Source organism: Sphaerospermopsis reniformis, assembly GCF_005402885.1.
Classification (GTDB): Bacteria; Cyanobacteriota; Cyanobacteriia; order Cyanobacteriales; family Nostocaceae; genus Sphaerospermopsis; species Sphaerospermopsis kisseleviana.
In genome coordinates, this window is the sequence record NZ_BJCE01000120.1 from 1 (window position 1) to 16,970 (window position 16,970).

10 protein-coding genes and 2 pseudogenes are annotated in these 16,970 nt (G+C 37.4%); 8 read left to right on the forward strand and 4 right to left on the reverse strand.

All coding sequences use genetic code 11. The annotated features are described in order from the left end of the window. Positions 1 to 135, forward strand: a pseudogene (locus FFR48_RS16600) (IS4 family transposase); the annotation flags it as partial. Here FFR48_RS16600 and FFR48_RS16605 read toward each other — a convergent pair. Both FFR48_RS16605 and FFR48_RS16610 read right to left on the reverse strand, forming a co-directional pair. Beyond that, a pseudogene (locus FFR48_RS16605) lies at positions 126 to 425 on the reverse strand (transposase); the annotation flags it as partial. The pseudogenes FFR48_RS16600 and FFR48_RS16605 sit on opposite strands and share 10 nt — an antisense overlap. 478 nt (positions 426 to 903) lie before the next feature. Then, positions 904 to 1,770, reverse strand: a complete 867-nt coding sequence (locus FFR48_RS16610) for a hypothetical protein (RefSeq protein WP_096572941.1) — start codon at positions 1,768 to 1,770, stop codon at positions 904 to 906. 850 nt (positions 1,771 to 2,620) lie between these two features. Here FFR48_RS16610 and FFR48_RS16615 point away from each other — a divergent pair. From FFR48_RS16615 to FFR48_RS16630, 4 genes are read left to right on the forward strand one after another with little or no spacing between them, the layout of a single operon-like run. Further along, complete coding sequence (locus FFR48_RS16615) at positions 2,621 to 3,661, forward strand: hypothetical protein (protein ID WP_096572942.1); 1,041 nt, start codon at positions 2,621 to 2,623, stop codon at positions 3,659 to 3,661. Continuing rightward, a complete protein-coding gene (locus FFR48_RS16620; RefSeq protein WP_096572943.1) occupies positions 3,658 to 5,424 on the forward strand; it encodes an ATP-binding protein in 1,767 nt (588 codons plus the stop codon). Before FFR48_RS16615 ends, FFR48_RS16620 begins: the two co-directional genes overlap by 4 nt. A gap of 8 nt (positions 5,425 to 5,432) precedes the next feature. Then, positions 5,433 to 6,614: an exonuclease SbcCD subunit D gene (locus tag FFR48_RS16625; protein WP_096572944.1), complete on the forward strand. Its 1,182-nt coding sequence runs from the start codon at positions 5,433 to 5,435 to the stop codon at positions 6,612 to 6,614. Beyond that, complete coding sequence (locus FFR48_RS16630) at positions 6,601 to 9,621, forward strand: SbcC/MukB-like Walker B domain-containing protein (protein ID WP_096572945.1); 3,021 nt, start codon at positions 6,601 to 6,603, stop codon at positions 9,619 to 9,621. Before FFR48_RS16625 ends, FFR48_RS16630 begins: the two co-directional genes overlap by 14 nt. 206 nt (positions 9,622 to 9,827) lie before the next feature. Here the strand turns inward: FFR48_RS16630 and FFR48_RS16635 are convergent, their stop codons facing one another. Both FFR48_RS16635 and FFR48_RS16640 read right to left on the reverse strand, forming a co-directional pair. Next, positions 9,828 to 10,109 carry a hypothetical protein gene (locus FFR48_RS16635; protein ID WP_236104088.1) on the reverse strand — a complete coding sequence of 94 codons (282 nt, stop codon included), beginning with the start codon at positions 10,107 to 10,109 and terminating at the stop codon, positions 9,828 to 9,830. Further along, entirely contained in the window at positions 10,100 to 10,339 is a 240-nt protein-coding gene (locus FFR48_RS16640; protein ID WP_096572946.1) for a hypothetical protein, read from the reverse strand. The genes FFR48_RS16635 and FFR48_RS16640 overlap by 10 nt, the downstream gene beginning before the upstream one ends. Before the next feature lie 227 nt (positions 10,340 to 10,566). On the opposite strand from FFR48_RS16640, the gene FFR48_RS16645 reads away from it, so the two are divergent. From FFR48_RS16645 to FFR48_RS16655, 3 genes are all read left to right on the forward strand, one after another. Next, complete coding sequence (locus tag FFR48_RS16645; protein ID WP_096572947.1) at positions 10,567 to 14,187, forward strand: WD40 domain-containing protein; 3,621 nt, start codon at positions 10,567 to 10,569, stop codon at positions 14,185 to 14,187. A 229-nt stretch (positions 14,188 to 14,416) separates the two neighbouring features. Continuing rightward, positions 14,417 to 16,003 carry a B12-binding domain-containing radical SAM protein gene (locus tag FFR48_RS16650; protein ID WP_236104089.1) on the forward strand — a complete coding sequence of 529 codons (1,587 nt, stop codon included), beginning with the start codon at positions 14,417 to 14,419 and terminating at the stop codon, positions 16,001 to 16,003. Positions 16,004 to 16,279: 276 nt separating this feature from the next. Continuing rightward, complete coding sequence (locus FFR48_RS16655) at positions 16,280 to 16,837, forward strand: hypothetical protein (RefSeq protein ID WP_236104090.1); 558 nt, start codon at positions 16,280 to 16,282, stop codon at positions 16,835 to 16,837. Positions 16,838 to 16,970: the final 133 nt, after the last annotated feature.

The following is a 16,970-nucleotide window of genomic DNA, read 5'->3' on the forward strand; positions in this document are numbered from 1 at the left end:
CCAAAAGGGAGTAAGAATAAAAACAAAAAAGAGGTGGTTTTCACATCTGAATTACTAAGAATTAAGAAGATGATTAATGAGCTATTCAAGTTAATGGCTAATTTGATTCCCATTACTTACTTAGTATCTGTGGGATAACTGATGTCTTCTGGCGCACAACTAGCATCTAATATTAATTTCCCTCGATTCTTCACCTCATTTTTTGAATCCTCTTCCCCTGACTTTTTTGTTTTTACTTCTACCTCTTCTTGACTTTCTAACACTTTTTTGACTATTTCTTGATTCAATCTGTTGACTAAGTTCATATCTATTCTTTCTCGAAAATGAACTAGCATTGATGGGTCAAATGGGGAATGATTACTATAGGCTGACATTCCTATAAAGTATTGCAGATAGGGATTCTCTCTTATTTGTTCTAAGGATTTTTACCTATTTTACCCCTTTTCCTTGCACTTTGTTCCTCTTTTATGCCCCTAAACTCTTGATTTATCTAGGTTTTGCGTTTATTCAGCAACCCCTATATAAGAAAAAAGTATACTGAGTAAGGCTTTTAGTCTGGTGAAAGCTTCACACTTATTTATCCGATCTTGCTAAGCTGTTGTGCATTTAATTTGTATAAGTGGAACAGGCAAGATGCTTGTTCCACAAGAGTTCAGAATATTAGGATTCTACAATTTAGCTGTGTAACAGCTTAAACATTACCGAAAACAAAAGTTGAAGACTCTTATCAAGAAAAGCTAAAACCATTATTATTCCGCTGAATTGCGCTCATAACATTGCCTAGTTTGAGCCAAACTAGGCAATGTTTGAATGTTGGAAAGACATAAAATACATGGCTACTTTACAAAAGTTTACATCGTAATAAATTTTGCGCGTATCTTGTCTTTACCCCCCTTACATTCATCATAATTTTATTGTGTGATATACGCTACCAGTCCTTTTATTGAATATCTTTATTTCCATTATTTCAACTCTTAGCCTATATTCAAGAAAAAGGATTTCTTTTGGGTCTTGAAAAGTTGGTTTACTTAACCGTGATTGTTCGTCTATGGGGTCTGACTTTATTATTTTACAGATAAACATTACGCCCATATTATCTTTTAAATTTATCGCTGCGTCTCGATTCATTGTTAGCTGAATATTCTGCTTTTCAATAACTCTACCAGGAAATAAAACCCAGGTTATATAACCGATTTTTTCTACCTCTACTGTAGCTCCATAAGCATTTGAACCTTTATACGTACCAAGATCAACAATTTGAGAATCTAAGCTATAACCCTTTTCGTAACCTATTAATCGATCACCGCCGTTGATTATCGCCTCCGATATAAAACCTTCATAACTTGATGGAATCTCTATGCTAAACAAATTTGAATCAGCATCATAGGAGGTTTTAACGTCTAATAAAAACCTCCTATATTTTTGAGCAACAAAAGCTAATTTACTGTCAAGACTTACCGTTCCAAGTATTGGTTTAATTTGTTCCCTATTGATTCTTTCGTTAAATTCCTGTGTAGTTTCAAATTCACCTTTTTTAAAAAATTCTTTTCTTTTTGTTAACACATCTATAATTGCTTTTAAGTCATGTCCTAAAAAGTCTGGAGTTATCCGTATAGACTCATTGTAAGGTACAGTTAAATACTTTGTTTTACTAGGTTTCTTACTTTTATCTTGCAAACTCAATTTATTTGTATTTGCAATTGTATGCGGTTGCAAAAAAAAAGTATTCAACAGTATAAAAGTTGTTAGACCTGCAATAGTTTTTTTCATTTTATATACGTCTCAATTTTTTTTGTTACATTATACAGCTAAATTATACGGTTTCTATTCAATCAGTAAGACAAAAAGTTTTTCTCCGAAGAGCGATCACTAAGTATTGTGCAGTAGGTAGTAACTTAAAACACAGATGCAAGCAACCGTATATATTAAAAATACTTATACACTATGAAACCCTGCTTCATTTTACCAATATAGGACTTACGCATTGACAGGATCAACCAAATATGAGGTACGGATTTCAGGCTTTTTAACGTGATTTTTTAATGATTTTTGAGTGATCGCTATTGATCGGAAGTTAATCGACAAAAGCCTGAAACGACGGATTTTCGTTCATGCACATCATGGTGAATTTGTACAGTGCGTAAGTCCTACAATAATTAATCAGACAACAAAAAAAACAGAAGAAACTAATGCTGACTCAATAATTTGTTAAATATATCACCGGATTAGGTCTGAAAGTCGATTACGATCCTAAATGCAGCTATGCTCCGATAACCTTATATATAGACCTAGACGAGTCAGGGCGGCATCACGCCTACCGCCATTTCCGAGATGAGTCGGAAGCGCTGGAGCATATCAAAAACGGCTGGCTATTCCAGCGTCAAGGGATTTTTTCTCAATATATCAACCCATTCCCAGATCGATGCAGCATTAAATATTTAGGTAGCGATCACACTGCCAATACATTGCGTGTGTAACTTATTCAACGACGATGCTTTGGGTAAGCGTAGAAACTTTGATAGAATAATGGGATTTTTTATCACATCAGGCGTAAATTGGTATTATTAGTTTATAACTGGTAATGTTACAAACACACTATTTCTAAGCAACCCACAAAGTAATGCATGAGGAGAATTATGTAAGTAACTTCTGGCGATCGCATAACTTTCGCCTCGAACCCTGGGGTAATGACTATGAGCCACCAATTCAAATTAGCGAGGAACTTGCGCTGTCAGAAAGCGAAGTTAACCCTACAGTAGAAACTGATAATTGGGATAGTTTTGAATCTCAAGAGCCGCGATTGCTACCTAATCGCCTTATCTTTACCGACGGGCGGATGCGGCTAGATGCAGCACTTGTTGGTGGCGATGGTAACTCAATCATCTACGGTGTATTTGGCACAATTGCCGTGGGTGCTGTGGTAATAGATAGAACTATTCCTAAAGCGAGTTATCTTAATCCAGAAATTGATGTTCACCGAGTTGTAGGATTTGGTGGCGAACAAGAAGCTGTTGATACACCCATCCCTTGTCCTTTGGGAAGCAAATCAAAATTATTTTACGAAGCATTTAACGATAAATTTGACAATACCCCAGCAGCACGGGAGGCAATTGTCCAAACAGCCATGTTGAAAGCAGAAGAAAAGCTAGTAGGCAAACTAGACATAAAAAATGCAGAGACTTTGGTAATTCGTGATGGATCATTGCGAAATGAATCGCCCGTTTTTACCTTGGGCTATGTCAAGACAATGCACAGGCAATACCTACCTGAAAAATATGCTGCTTTACTATGGAAATTATTACCAGGACAGCGCACACCTATTTTCGAAATTAAATTGAAAAATAGATCACAGTATTCATGGTATTTAAAATCTGGCGGGTTTCAAAATTTTAATAAACAACTTGGCTATCACGATTTACATGGTATTGTCCGGCTGGAGTTATCTATAAAAAATGGCATAGACAGAGCAACAGAAATAGCAAATCAAACTTGCTATTTAATCCCCTATTACGCTTCTCATCCATCAAGAGATCCTCGCGCCCCACAAAACCTTGCACCTGTTGGTGCTTTGGAACGGGAATTAGGTAGACGTATGGGTGACGCAACATTAATTAAGCGGCGATTACAAAACTTTTTGGCATCTTTTGGAGGTAATAAATGACATCTTCTGAAGCTATTGGTTATGTACTTGGTACTCAAGAAGCTACTCCTTTAGAATTTTGGATAGCAGTAGACTCGCAAAAAGTATTGCGCCTAGATGATGTTATAGAAGTGGAAACTCGTCGTCCTGATAATAACAGGAAAGTTCACTTTTATGGCGTAGTTGACTATGTTCGCACTCAATATGAAGGAGCGCAGTTTGATACTGATACTTTATTAGTAGCGAAAAAGGGGACTTTACCCGTCAATATTTCTTATACTGCTCACGTTCAAGTCACAAGAATTGAACCAGAAGAATATTTACCTCCGCAACCGGGAGATCCGGTGAAGTTAGCTGTAGATAAGCAACTAGCATCGGCTTTATATTTTGACAGCATGGATACCCCGATTCCGGCTGGTATTATGAATAACGGTAATGCAGCTTATTTTAACTATTCATTTATTAATGGCGAGAAAGGCGCTCATGTGAATATCTCTGGTGTTTCTGGAGTTGCTACTAAAACATCTTATGCTTTGTTCTTGTTATATTCTATTTTCAATTCTCCTGTTTTAGGTTCTTATAAAGCTAATACCAAAGCACTAATTTTTAATGTCAAAGGAGAGGATTTATTCTTTTTAGACAAGCTCAATCAAATTTATGGTAATTCGATAAGTGACCAAAATAAAAATAAATATGAACTTTTAAAATTACCCATACAACCTTTTAAAAGTACAAGTTTTCGTGCTGCTCCCAAAAAAGATTCCCGGACGGTTGACTCTGATTTAGAACAGCGTTCTGAAGGCATATCAGTGTATTTGTGGAGTCTTCGGGAACTGTGCCGCGAACGCCTATTTCGCTTCTTGTTCACTGGAGAAGATTTAGATAGGGGTAATTTATCTTATCTAGTGACAACAGTAGAAGAAAGATTAGCACGACTAGCAGAAGAAAATGATGATAGTGATAAAAAGCGACGGCGAAAAATTCAAGCGCATTTAGAAGTAGAAGCGTTTGGGGAAGATAGCAAAACACAAATTAAGACTTTTAGAGATTTAATCGACTTTTTAGAAGATAAACTTCTCAATGATGAAGATAGAGAAGAAAACAGACGTTGGTTAGGACGAAATGCCTCAGCTACAGCCGAAGCAATGATTCGGCGTTTATACGGTATTAGTAGTGAAGTTAGCCATTTAATTCGGGGTGATTTATCACCGGATGAGGTTGCTAAATATCAACTTAATCCTTTAGCTTCAGATGCTCAATTAACTGTCACTGATATTCATAAACTTACCGCCCGCGCTCAAAAATTTGTTGTGGGTGTTTTGCTTCAAAAGCTATTTTTTAAAAAAGAAAAACAAGGTAGAGAACCTGTTGTTTTCATAGTTTTGGATGAGTTAAATAAATATGCCCCCCGCGATGGACGTAGCCCAATTAAAGATTTGCTGGTAGACATTGCAGAACGGGGGCGCTCTTTGGGAATCATATTAATTGGCGCACAGCAAACAGCTTCAGAAGTTGAACGGCGTGTTGTTGGGCAAGCAGCTATCCGTGTTGTAGGCAGGTTAGATTCAGCAGAAGCAGAACGCCCTGAATACAACTTTCTGACTGGTTCTTGTCGCAAACGAGCTTTATTTCTGAAATCTGGCACGATGTTTGTGCATCAGCCAGAAGTCCCCGCACCAATCTTGGTTAATTTCCCCTTCCCCGCCTATGCGACACGCAAAGAGGAAGTGTTTTTGAGCCAAGCAGAAATTGCCAGTATCGAAGCTGATATTGATCGTTTTTAGGAGGAATTGTGCGTTTAATTCATACATCTGACTGGCATTTAGGGCGTAATCTCAAAGGAAAGGAGCGCACCTCAGAAATTGAATTTGCTCTCAAGGAACTTTTGCGACAAGCCAAAAAATTAGAAGTTGATGCAGTGTTAATTGCAGGGGATATTTTTGAAACTTCTAATCCTCCAGCAGAGGCCGAGAGAGTTGCCTATCAGTTTTTTGAAGGGTTGCGAACCGCCAAAATTCCTGCAATAGCGATCGCTGGTAATCATGATTCCGCCTCCCGCTTTGATGGTATAGCTAATCTTTTATCTTTAGCTGGCGTGCAGATTTTAGGAAAACCTCGTCGCGTTAACCAAGGGGGGCTGATCACCGTAGAAACGCCTAACGGCAAACTGCGTGTAGCTGCTATGCCTTTTGCTTCAGAACGGCGACTGTTGACAGTTGAGAATCTGTGGACAATGGACGAGTTACAACAAATAAACCACTACAGAGAAAGGGTAGGCTACTTGCTCAACAACTTAGCTACTGGTTTTCAAGATGACAGTGTGAATATCCTCATGGCTCATCTCACTATTGATGGTGCTAGGTTAGCTAAATCTGAAGCTCGTCATCACACCAAAGAAACCTATGCCTTGGCAGGACAAAGCCTACCTGCTGAAGCTCAGTATATTGCTCTCGGACACATCCATAAACCCCAACAAATTCCCGTTGCGGCTCCTACTTACTATTCCGGTTCTTTGATTCAAGTAGACTTTGGTGAAGCTGGGGAAGATAAGGGATTTTATTTAATTGATGTTGAGCCTGGTTCTCCTGCAAAAAAACCTGAGTTTATATCTATTCCCTGTCAAAAACCTTTGCATATAGTCGAATGTGAATTGAGTGATTATGAAGAAAAATTAGAACCATACCAGGATTATTCTGGTTATCTCAAGGTAATTATTAATTTGCAAACACCTCAAAGGGGATTAACTGACAAAATTCACAAAATTTGTGGTGATAAAGTATTGCAAATCGAGCCGCGTTATCCAGAAGTTAAGTCAAATCAGAAAAAATCTGTAAACCAGGAAGAGTTTGATCCAATAGAAGAATTTAAACGCTACTTCCAAGAAGAATTAAACACAACACCTACTCCTGCTGTTGTGGCCAAATTTGAGGAACTATATAAGCAAATAAAGGAAACACAAGATGCGACCACTTGAACTGACTCTAGAAGGTTTTACTAGTTTTCGCAATCAGACCAAAATCAATTTTGAGCAACTGGAGTTATTTGCTATTACTGGACCTACTGGTGCAGGTAAATCTTCTTTGCTTGATGCTATGACTTTGGCACTTTATGGAAAAGTAGCAAGATTTAGCGGTAAGACTCAACCTAAAGAATTATTGAGTCAGGGTAGTTTAAGATTACAGGTATCATTACGTTTTTTGGTAGATAATTTTGAATATCAAGTTTTTCGCTCGTGGTTATACCGCAATAAAACACCCCAGGTGAATTTCAAGTTAGAAAAGCGTATTCAAAACGATTGGCAACCTTTAGGAGAACAAAAGGAAGCAGATATTAATGCTACTATTGAGAATATTTTGAGGATGAATTTTGAGACTTTTACAAAAGTTATCCTCCTACCTCAAGGACAATTTGATGAATTCCTTAAAGGTAAAGGTGCTGATCGACGAAAGATATTAAGTCACTTGGCTGGATACGAAAAAATTTTCCCAGCTATGCGTCAAAAAGCTGAAAATCAAGCTAATTTTCTTGAAGGTGAATACAATATTATTCAACAACAGCTAAATATGGCTGATTTGGTATCAGATATAGAATTAAATTCTCAACGCGAACGCTCTCAGCTTATAGAACAAGAATTACCCCGATTAAATGAAGCAGTTGCCAATGCAAAAACAGCTTTAGAGGTAGAAATTAAATTATTTCAGCGTCTTAAAATTTTAGCAGATTTGCGACAGCAACTTGAGGAATTAAATACAAAAACTACAGAAATAAGTGTTTTAAAACGGCAATTAGAACAAGCGCGAGTTTGCGATCGCTTATCAGCCACTTGGACATCAGTAAATTCTGCTCGTACTCGTTATAATGACACCAAAATTGCTGCTGAGAATGCTGCTAAAGCTTTGATTGATAAAGAATCTGCTTTGAAAATTCAGGAAGATAATTTAAGTCAAGCACAAGCTTATCAAGCTAAAATTGCACCACAACTAAAACAGCAAGAAGAAGCTCTTAATGCTGCCAAAATTTATGAAGAACAGCGTCGTGGAATTAACAATGAACTAAAGCGGTTAGAAAAAATATTGGAAGACAAAATCAAGCTTGTAACTGAAGCTAACAAAGCAGTAAAAAAGGCTGAAACTGAATTAGCAGAGAAAAATAAGATATTTACTGAAGCTAAAAATGAACTTTCTCAATATTCCCTTGGTGGCACAAGACTAGAGCAGCTTAATCAAGTTAACCCACTACTAATTAAATGGGAAGGTATTCAAAAGCAAGTCGAAAGCGATCGCTCAAAACTCCAACAAATTACCCAACAATTAAAAACGGCCGATAATAATTATCAGTCTACTATTTTAAATCTGCAAAAATCCATAGAAGAATGTGAACAAATTTGTGCTAAATTAGATACTGCTAGACAACAAAATTATGCCTCTGCTTTACGAGTATTGCTCCATAAGGGTGATGATTGTCCTGTTTGCGGTGGAGTATACCCAGAAGACAACTTGTTACCACAACTAGAGTCTTCAGACAATATTAAAGCACTAGAAAAACGCGCTCAGACTGCTGAGAAAAACCGTCAAAAAGCTGCTGATGCCAAAACTAAAGCTGAAACCATAAGAGATGAACTAAAGAAACAAGAAATTGAATACCTCCAAATATTGGCAGCTAAAGAAGTCGAATTGCAGGCAGAAACACAACAAATTATTGCCATATTAAAAACAGATACATGGGATGTTCAGGCACTTCAGCAGGAATGCCAAACACTACATGAAAGGGATACTAAATATCAGGAATCTTTAATCAAGAAAGATAAAGCAGATGCGGAAGTTAATGCAAGTGAACAAAATTTTAAATTTGCCAAAGATAAGTTATCAAATACGCAATCCCAGCATCAAGAAGCAGCAAATGAAGTAGAACGCCAAAAAACACAATTTCAAGAAATATCCAACAAACTATCAGAACTTACTGGTGGTGATTCTTACGAGAATTTAGTCCGAAAACTAGAACAAGATAAACAAGATTTAGATAATCGTCTTCAGCAGGCACATAAGTTTCATCAAACTGCTCGTGATGAATTTCTCCAATCTCAACAAAATGATTTAAAATCACGAGAAGACTTTGATTTAGCTTCTAATGCAAAAGTACAAATAGAAGCTGAATGGCAAACTCGTTTGTCATCAGAAAACTTTACAGAAGCAATGTGTGAAGAAAGCAAAGCATCACCAGAAGTACAAAATAGATGGCAGCAGCAAATTACAGATCACGACAATAAAAAACTTCAGCTAGAAACTCTTATCACCAAAGAAACTAACGAAATCGGCAATAAAACCACAAATCCAGAAATAATTGCCCAACATGAAAAGTTTGTTGTTACTGCGGAAGAAAAGCGTAAGCAATCACAAGATGAATACAACAATTTAAAACTTTGGATTACTAAAGCTGAAGAGCAGCGAGAGCAAGCAGAGAAATTACAAGCCCAACTATCCAGCAAAGAGCAAGATTTAGAAATTTATCGTATATTATCCAAAGAGTTAAAATCGGATCGTTTTCAAGCCTATATTCTCCAAAATTTTGAGCAGGAGTTAGTAGAACAAGCAACAGTGTTTCTGCGAGAACTTACAGAACAGCGATATGCCTTAAAATATGACGATAAAGAATACTATGTAGAAGATAATTGGAGTGGTGGCGAAACAAGACGGGTACAGACACTATCCGGTGGTGAAACCTTTGCGACTTCTTTATCCCTGGCTTTAGCACTCTCAGAAAAGCTATCAAGAGGAGCTAAGTTAGGCAGTCTGTTTATAGATGAAGGATTTGGAACATTAGATGCTGAAACTCTGCAAAGTGTCTCAAGTATCCTACAATCTTTGGGTCAGCAAGACAAATTAGTGGGCGTAATTACTCATGTTCCTGCTTTGGGAGAAGAATTAGGAACGCAAATCAAAGTAGAAAAGTTTCCAGAAGGCTCTCGGATTATTATGGCGTAAACTGAAGAAAGCGTTGGTGAAGCCCCTGAACGACTGGACTCTGAACACCAGCAAGAATTATTTAAGATGGCTGCTGGTAGTGTTATGCTGGTGTTAACGCCAAGTCCTTTGGTGACCTACAGCCTGGAGATAAACCTGATAGAACATTGTGGGGATGCTACACACCCAATAATCCCAGAGAAACACTTGTCCATCTCATTTCTGGCTTACTTTTTTGGTTTATCTTTGGATTTGTGAGAGCCAAAGCTATAGACCATTGCTATTTTCACGATATCAAAATAAGCAAGATGATTATCTTTATTGACAATTGCTAAAGATATCGATCCTGCAACTAAGATTACCAAAATTACTGATAGTGCTTCACCTTTGATGCCGTTGCCGTTATCTGACATGATATGACCTCCTCTGGTTTGAAACCTTTGGCTGAATGAAAATAAGCCAAAGGTAATATCTGAAGAAGCAGCACCATAAATTTGGACTAACTCCAAGATTCAAAAATCATAGCGATCGCAAACATACAGAATAAAGAAATTGCAGCCCTGATAAACCAAATCCAGATATTCAAGGATAGCAATACTGTAACAATTGACCATGCACCAAAAACGTTAAACACAACAATCGCGATCGCAAAACCAGAGATGGTTAATAGTAAATATTTCAATCCTTTTCCAGCCAAATTTAACAAAGGATTTGGGTTATCTTGGCGATTATTTCTCATGGGTTTCAGTCCTATTTATTTGTTAATCAAGGATTTTCATTTACGTATATCCTCACAAACAGTTAATATTGCTACATTCATCAATATAAAGATGACTAATATAAGTGTGTAATTACTGTAAAGCTGAGAAAAAGACTATATAAAACTCCTTTTTGGAGGTATTATTCATGCTATACAAAATTCTCACATACAGATAAGTAACAGATATGATATGGAGCTTAGAAAAGATGAATACAGCAGATAATAGACCTTTACTTCCTGATAATTTCATTACAGCAGTTGCAAACCAGCATAATGTTACCAAAACGGAGCTAGAGGCGTTAATTTTAGCACTAAATGATTATTCTGGTGCGGAAATTGCCGAGCGACTGAAGATTTCTCAACCAGCAGTGAGAAAAAGATTAGGAGAAAGTTACCGCAAATTAGGTATAGAAGGGAGTGGGAATAAAAAAATTTATAACTTGAAACAGAAACTATCTGCTCAATATAAATCTCTTTATGAAAATGTTCCTACTTCACAAGAAGATTGGGGTGAGGCGGTTGATGTAGAAGGTTTTCGGGGTAGAAATGAAGAAATTTTAGACTTAGAAGACTGGATAGTTGATGGTGATCCTTTGCGGTGTAGATTAGTAGCAGTGTTGGGTATGGGTGGCATTGGTAAAACTGTGATAGCAGCTAAAGTTGCCAAAAAAGTACAGCCAAAATTTGATTATTTGATTTGGCGATCGCTTCGTAATGCACCACCATTAGAGGAAATTCTTAACCAACTTTTACGATTTTTACCTCACGATGCTCAAGATTACTTAACAGTGAGTGAAAATAATAAAATTCTTCTACTAATTGATACTCTCAGAAAACATAGATGCCTAGTTATTTTAGATAATGTGGAATCAGTGCTACGTAGTGGTGAGGGTAAAACTCAAGAATGGGCTGGTGAATATGAAATTGGATATGAAAACTATGGCTACTTGTTTAAAAAAGTTGCAGAAGCATCACATAATAGTTGTTTATTACTCACCAGCCGAGAAAAACCCAAAGAAGTGGCTGCACTAGAAGGTAAAAATCTACCAGTGAAAGTTTTACAATTATCCAGCCTCAATGTAGATGAAGCTAGGGAAATTCTGCGGGATAAAGGATGTGAATTTACTCCTCAACAGTTACAAGAATTAGTCACTAGATATTCTGGCAACCCCTTAGCATTAAAAATAGTTGCCACTACAGTTTATGACTTATTCAGCAATAACATTACAGAATTTTTAACAGAAATTGAAGAAGCCAGTGCTGCTTATGGAGATATTCGCACCCTGCTAGATACCCAGTTTAAACGTTTGTCAGATTTAGAAAAAAAAGTTATGTATTGGCTGGCAATTCATCGGGAATATGTTTCCTTGATAAATTTAAAAAGTGATTTAAGTACCACAGATGCCAGGTCAAACATACTAGAAGTTATAGAATCATTGTTACGGCGATCGCTACTTGAAAAAGAAACAAACACTAGCAGATTTCGCCAGCAGTCTGTAGTAATGGAATATGTGACAGAAAACTATATAGAAGCAGTAACTGATGAAATTTACCAAGGACAAAAACTAGAATTTATTAATGCCTACCCCTTAATTCAAGCGCGATCGCTTGATCATATCCGACTCATACAAGAAAGATTGATCCTAGAATCTGTAAAACAAAAGCTGATCACAGCCTTTGGGACAACAAAAAAACTAGAAACTCATCTGCAACAACTGCTTATAAATTTACAACAGGAATCACCCCCAACTAAAGGTTATGCAGCAGGAAACTTAATCAATTTACTGCGACAACTCCAGATCGATAAATCCCAGCACAATGACCAAATTGATTTAAGTAGATGGGATTTTTCTAATTTGACTATTTGGCAAGCCTACCTGAAAAATGTCAACCTACAAAACACTAGCTTTGCTAATTCCGATTTAACAGGTTCAGTGTTTACAGAAACAATGTCTAGTCTTGTATCTGTGAGATTTAGTCCCGATGGTAAATTCTTTGCCACAGGTTTAATGTCAGGAGAAATAAGATTATGGCGCACTGCTGATACTAAACAAATTCGCATTTATAAAAGTCATACTGCTTGGGTTTGGGCTTTGACCTTTAGCCCAGATAGTAAAATTTTAGCTAGTGGTAGTGCAGACTATAGAGTTAAACTGTGGAATGTGGAAACAGGGGAATGTCTGCACACACTCAAAGAACATACTAATAAAGTTTATTCAGTAGCTTTTAATCCTGATGGTTCTTTATTAGCTAGTGCCAGTGAAGACCAAACTATTAAAATTTGGGATATTGCTACAGGAGTTTGTCAGCAAACCCTTTCTGGTCATCAAGGCTGGGTGTTATCTGTCACCTTCCAACCGTCTAAAAGTACCAACATTCAGCCTTTACTTGCTAGTGGCAGTGCAGACCAGAAAATTAAACTCTGGGATATCAACACAGGTCAATGTGTGAAAACCATCAATGGCCATAATGGTGAAGTTAACTCTGTAGTCTTTAGTCCTGATGGGGAAACACTAGCTAGTGGTAGCGCAGACCGCACTCTCAGACTATGGGATGTAAATACAGGTCAATGTCAGCAAGTATGGAAGGGACACAGTAAAAAGATTTATTCAGTTCGTTTTAGTCCTGATATGAAAACCCTAGCTAGTACTGGTGAAGACAGAACTATCAAACTCTGGGATATTGCACGGGGTGAATGTCTCAAAACCTTAGAAGGTCACTATAGCCAAGTTTGGGCGATCGCCTTTAGTCCTGATGGCAACACTCTCATCAGTTGCAGTGACGACCAAACAGCTAGACTATGGGATGTAAAGACCGGAAATTCCTTGAATGTCTTGGAAGGATATACCCGTGATGTGTATTCTGTACAATTCAGCCCCGATAGTCAAATCTTAGCCAGTGGTCGGGATGACCACAATATTGGGTTATGGAACTTACAAACCAAAGAATGCCACGTTTTTAATCAACATGAAGGCAGGATTCGTTCTGTCGCTTTTCATCCCAATGAAAAAATACTGGCTAGTGGTAGTGCAGACAATACCATTAAACTTTGGGACATCACAGATAGTCGTCACAGCAGATGTATTAACACCCTCAAAGGACATGATAACTGGGTATGGACAGTTGCTTTTAGTCCGGACGGAAATACCTTAGTTAGTAGTAGCGAAGACCACAGCATTCGCATCTGGGAAACTTCTAACGGTGAGTGTGTGCAAAAAATCAAAGCCCATAGCCATTGGGTGTGGACAGTAGCATTTCATCCTCATGGGGAGATTCTGGCCAGTGGTAGCGCAGACAGTCACATTAAACTCTGGGATGTTAGTACAGGTGAATGTTTGCAAACTCTCACAGGCCATCAAGACATGATTTGGTCAGTCGCATTTAGTTCTGATGGGCAATTTTTAGCTAGTGGTAGCGAAGACCAAACTGTAAAGTTGTGGAATGTTAGCACAGGTGAGTGTGTCCAAACCTTGAGAGGGCATAATAAACCAGTCTACTCAGTGGCATTTAGTCCCAAGAAACAGATTTTAGCTAGTGCTGGCGCTGATACCACTGTGAGACTATGGCAAGTGAGTACAGGTGAGTGTATGGAAATTCTCAAGCGGGGACATACAGCCGCAATTCGTTCTTTAGCTTTTAGTAGTGATGGTAAGCTATTAGCTAGTGGCAGCGAAGACGAAAATATTCAATTGTGGGATATGCAAACTTGTAGTAGATTACAGCCACTTAAATCAGACCGCATTTATGAACGTCTGGATATTAGTGGGATTACAGGTTTAACCGATGCTGAAAAAGCTTCTTTAAAAATGTTGGGTGCTGTTGATTAAGGTCTCAGAATTGAATCAGAAACAGTATCCTCAAATGAATACCTGAACAAGCCAATTTGGCTTGTTATCTCATTCGCAGGATACATATAATAAATACATAAATTTGTTTTTCTGTTCATTACCCATCAAAAAACAATTTTAGTTGCTTACCATAATGATAATTCAAAACAATACTGAAAATTTAATTAATTATCAAATATCATGTTATAACAATTCTATCAAAATCGTATTGATTGGCGAATTTATTAAACATCGAAGTTTCAACGGAGCTAATAAAGCATTACCCGTTTTAGCTTCTAGTTTAGTTAATGCTGGATTTAGTCAAGTTATACAACTAGATTTAGAACGTCCTGATTTAAGCATTGATGATGTTTTAAAAGAAATCAGAAATGCTGACTTAATTATCTTTGCTGGTTGTCTAACAAATCAATGGTCAGAAATTGACGAACATAGTAGAAAAATATTTGCAGAATTACAAAAACATAAACGGGAAAATGTGCCGATTTTAGTTGGCGGTTATGCAACTAAAAGTGTTGAAGACATTGCCAGGATTACACCTTGGATTACGGCATTTTGTGATGGTGAAGGTGAAGAATCAATTGTCAAAATTGCTCATGCAGTTGCCAGAGGAACTTTCTATCAAGAAATGAAAGATTTACCCGGCTTATGTTTTATCAATGATGATGGTAAATTTTACCGTACCATTGCCCCAAGAGTGAATAAATTTGATGATATTGATCAAAACTTTGGTTTAATTCATTTACCCCAAGTCCATGATATGGATATTTTTAAATCCTCAGATGGTAGACAATTAAAAACAGCCCAAATTTTTACCCAGAGAGGATGTCCTTGGGGGTGTGGTTTCTGTAATAAAAGTAGTGAAAGTAATAATGTAGTGAGATTGGGTGAAGAATCTTTTCGTCGGCAATTACAGCAATTAAAACAGCGTGGCTATGAAGCAATTTATTTAGATGTTGATACTTTTACAGTTCATGATCAAGCTGCCAAACGAGAAGCTGAAATATTAAAAGCAGAAGGATTTGTTTGGGGTTCAAATACGAGAATTGATAAAATTAACTATGAGCAGATGCGTTATTTGGTAGAAAATAATTGTGTGTATATGTTTTTTGGGGTTGAGCATACCTTACCAGAAGTATCATTAGCAAATCATAAATTTAATGGTTCTATTGCTAGTCAAATTAGGCAAGCATGGGATTATCCATCTAAGATTGAGCAAGTTTTTCAAGATATGAATAAGGCTGGTTTACCCAGTAGTTATTTTTTAATTTTAGGACTACCAAAGGCCAAATTAAATGATCAAAAAACTGATATTATAGGTTACGAACCAACGACTTTTGCGGATGATATTGAAGCAATTAGTTTTGGTATTGAAAGGTGTAAACCCGATTTTTTAAATTTTAATATTCTGCGATTTATGCCTGGGAGTATGGCAGCTGATACAATTGGTGATTGTAGTTACTCCTGTGTGCGTCCTTCAGGAAAACAACCAATTACTGCTGGATACTTTTTACGGCGTGCTGTTAAGCATTATGGCTATCCCCAGTCCCAAGAACACGGTGTTTACCGACTGTGTGAATCAGTTAGCAGATATCAACCTATTACAACGGCTATGAATCCCCAACGGGTTTATGATACCATCTGCTATGCTATGGAGTTGATTAATAGTAAGATTGATCAAGGTGGTAAAGCGACAAAGTTGTTTATTGATAGGGATTTAATAGCTTTAGGTTTAGTGAGTCAAGATGAACAGGGAAAATATGCGATCGCTCCTTTGGAATACTTTTTAAATCTTTGAACATAACAGGATGATATTGGTATCATTACACAGGCACTGGGGCAATTCAACGAGTTTATGAATGATTTAAAACCCACATTCCGCACCCCCCAGTGTCACAATCGGTAATTTCGGATTTTTGAATACCTTTGATGATAATTTTGATACAAAATAGTCTAAATCTTAGGTGGCGATCGCCAATCTCAAATCCCCAAACGACCATTTTTCGTTGTGTGACAGTTTAGGGTGCGGAAGGTGGGTTCATATACAATTCTCGATATCACAACTGATATCGCCATGAATAACAAAACCCCACCCAGCCAAATGATCCGCGTGCCTACTGTACTAATTCCTGTAGTACGTAACCTGTCAAAAATTCACCGTGATGGTCACACAACGGCGTTACTGCAAGGGTTACAGGAATTGATTTCACAGTTTGATATCAACACTAAACTGGAAGCAACCACCGAGTTACAGGAGGTAGAGGAAAAGTTGGGGCAACTGGAAACACACCTTTGCCAGCAAGACGAACATCTGGCTGTTAAACTAGAAACTATTGCCAAGCACTTAGAAAAGATTGAAAAAGCGATAGCTTCGCTCGCCGCAGGCAACGCTTCTGGTAGATACAGTAACTCCAGACCACGGCGTTCAGCGTATCCATACCAGTATCAACAACCAGTAGAAATCAACTCCTTTCCCAATGAAAATTTAGCGCAGAGATTGGGAGTGACAGCGCAGAGTTTAATTAATAGACCTGTCCGAAAATTAAAAAGGCAGTCTGTGTATGGCTTTGAGGATGTTCTCATTTCAGCCAGACTTGACGTAATCATCAGGGCTAGAGATAGTTACTGTTAGTATAGTCCGGAAAAAATGCCGATGGTTATTTCATCATCTGCATACTTTTAACACATATCATAAATTTGGTAAAACTAGAGAATCAATTCGTAACCTCACCAATCCACAAATCGTCAATATTACTTTTTCATAA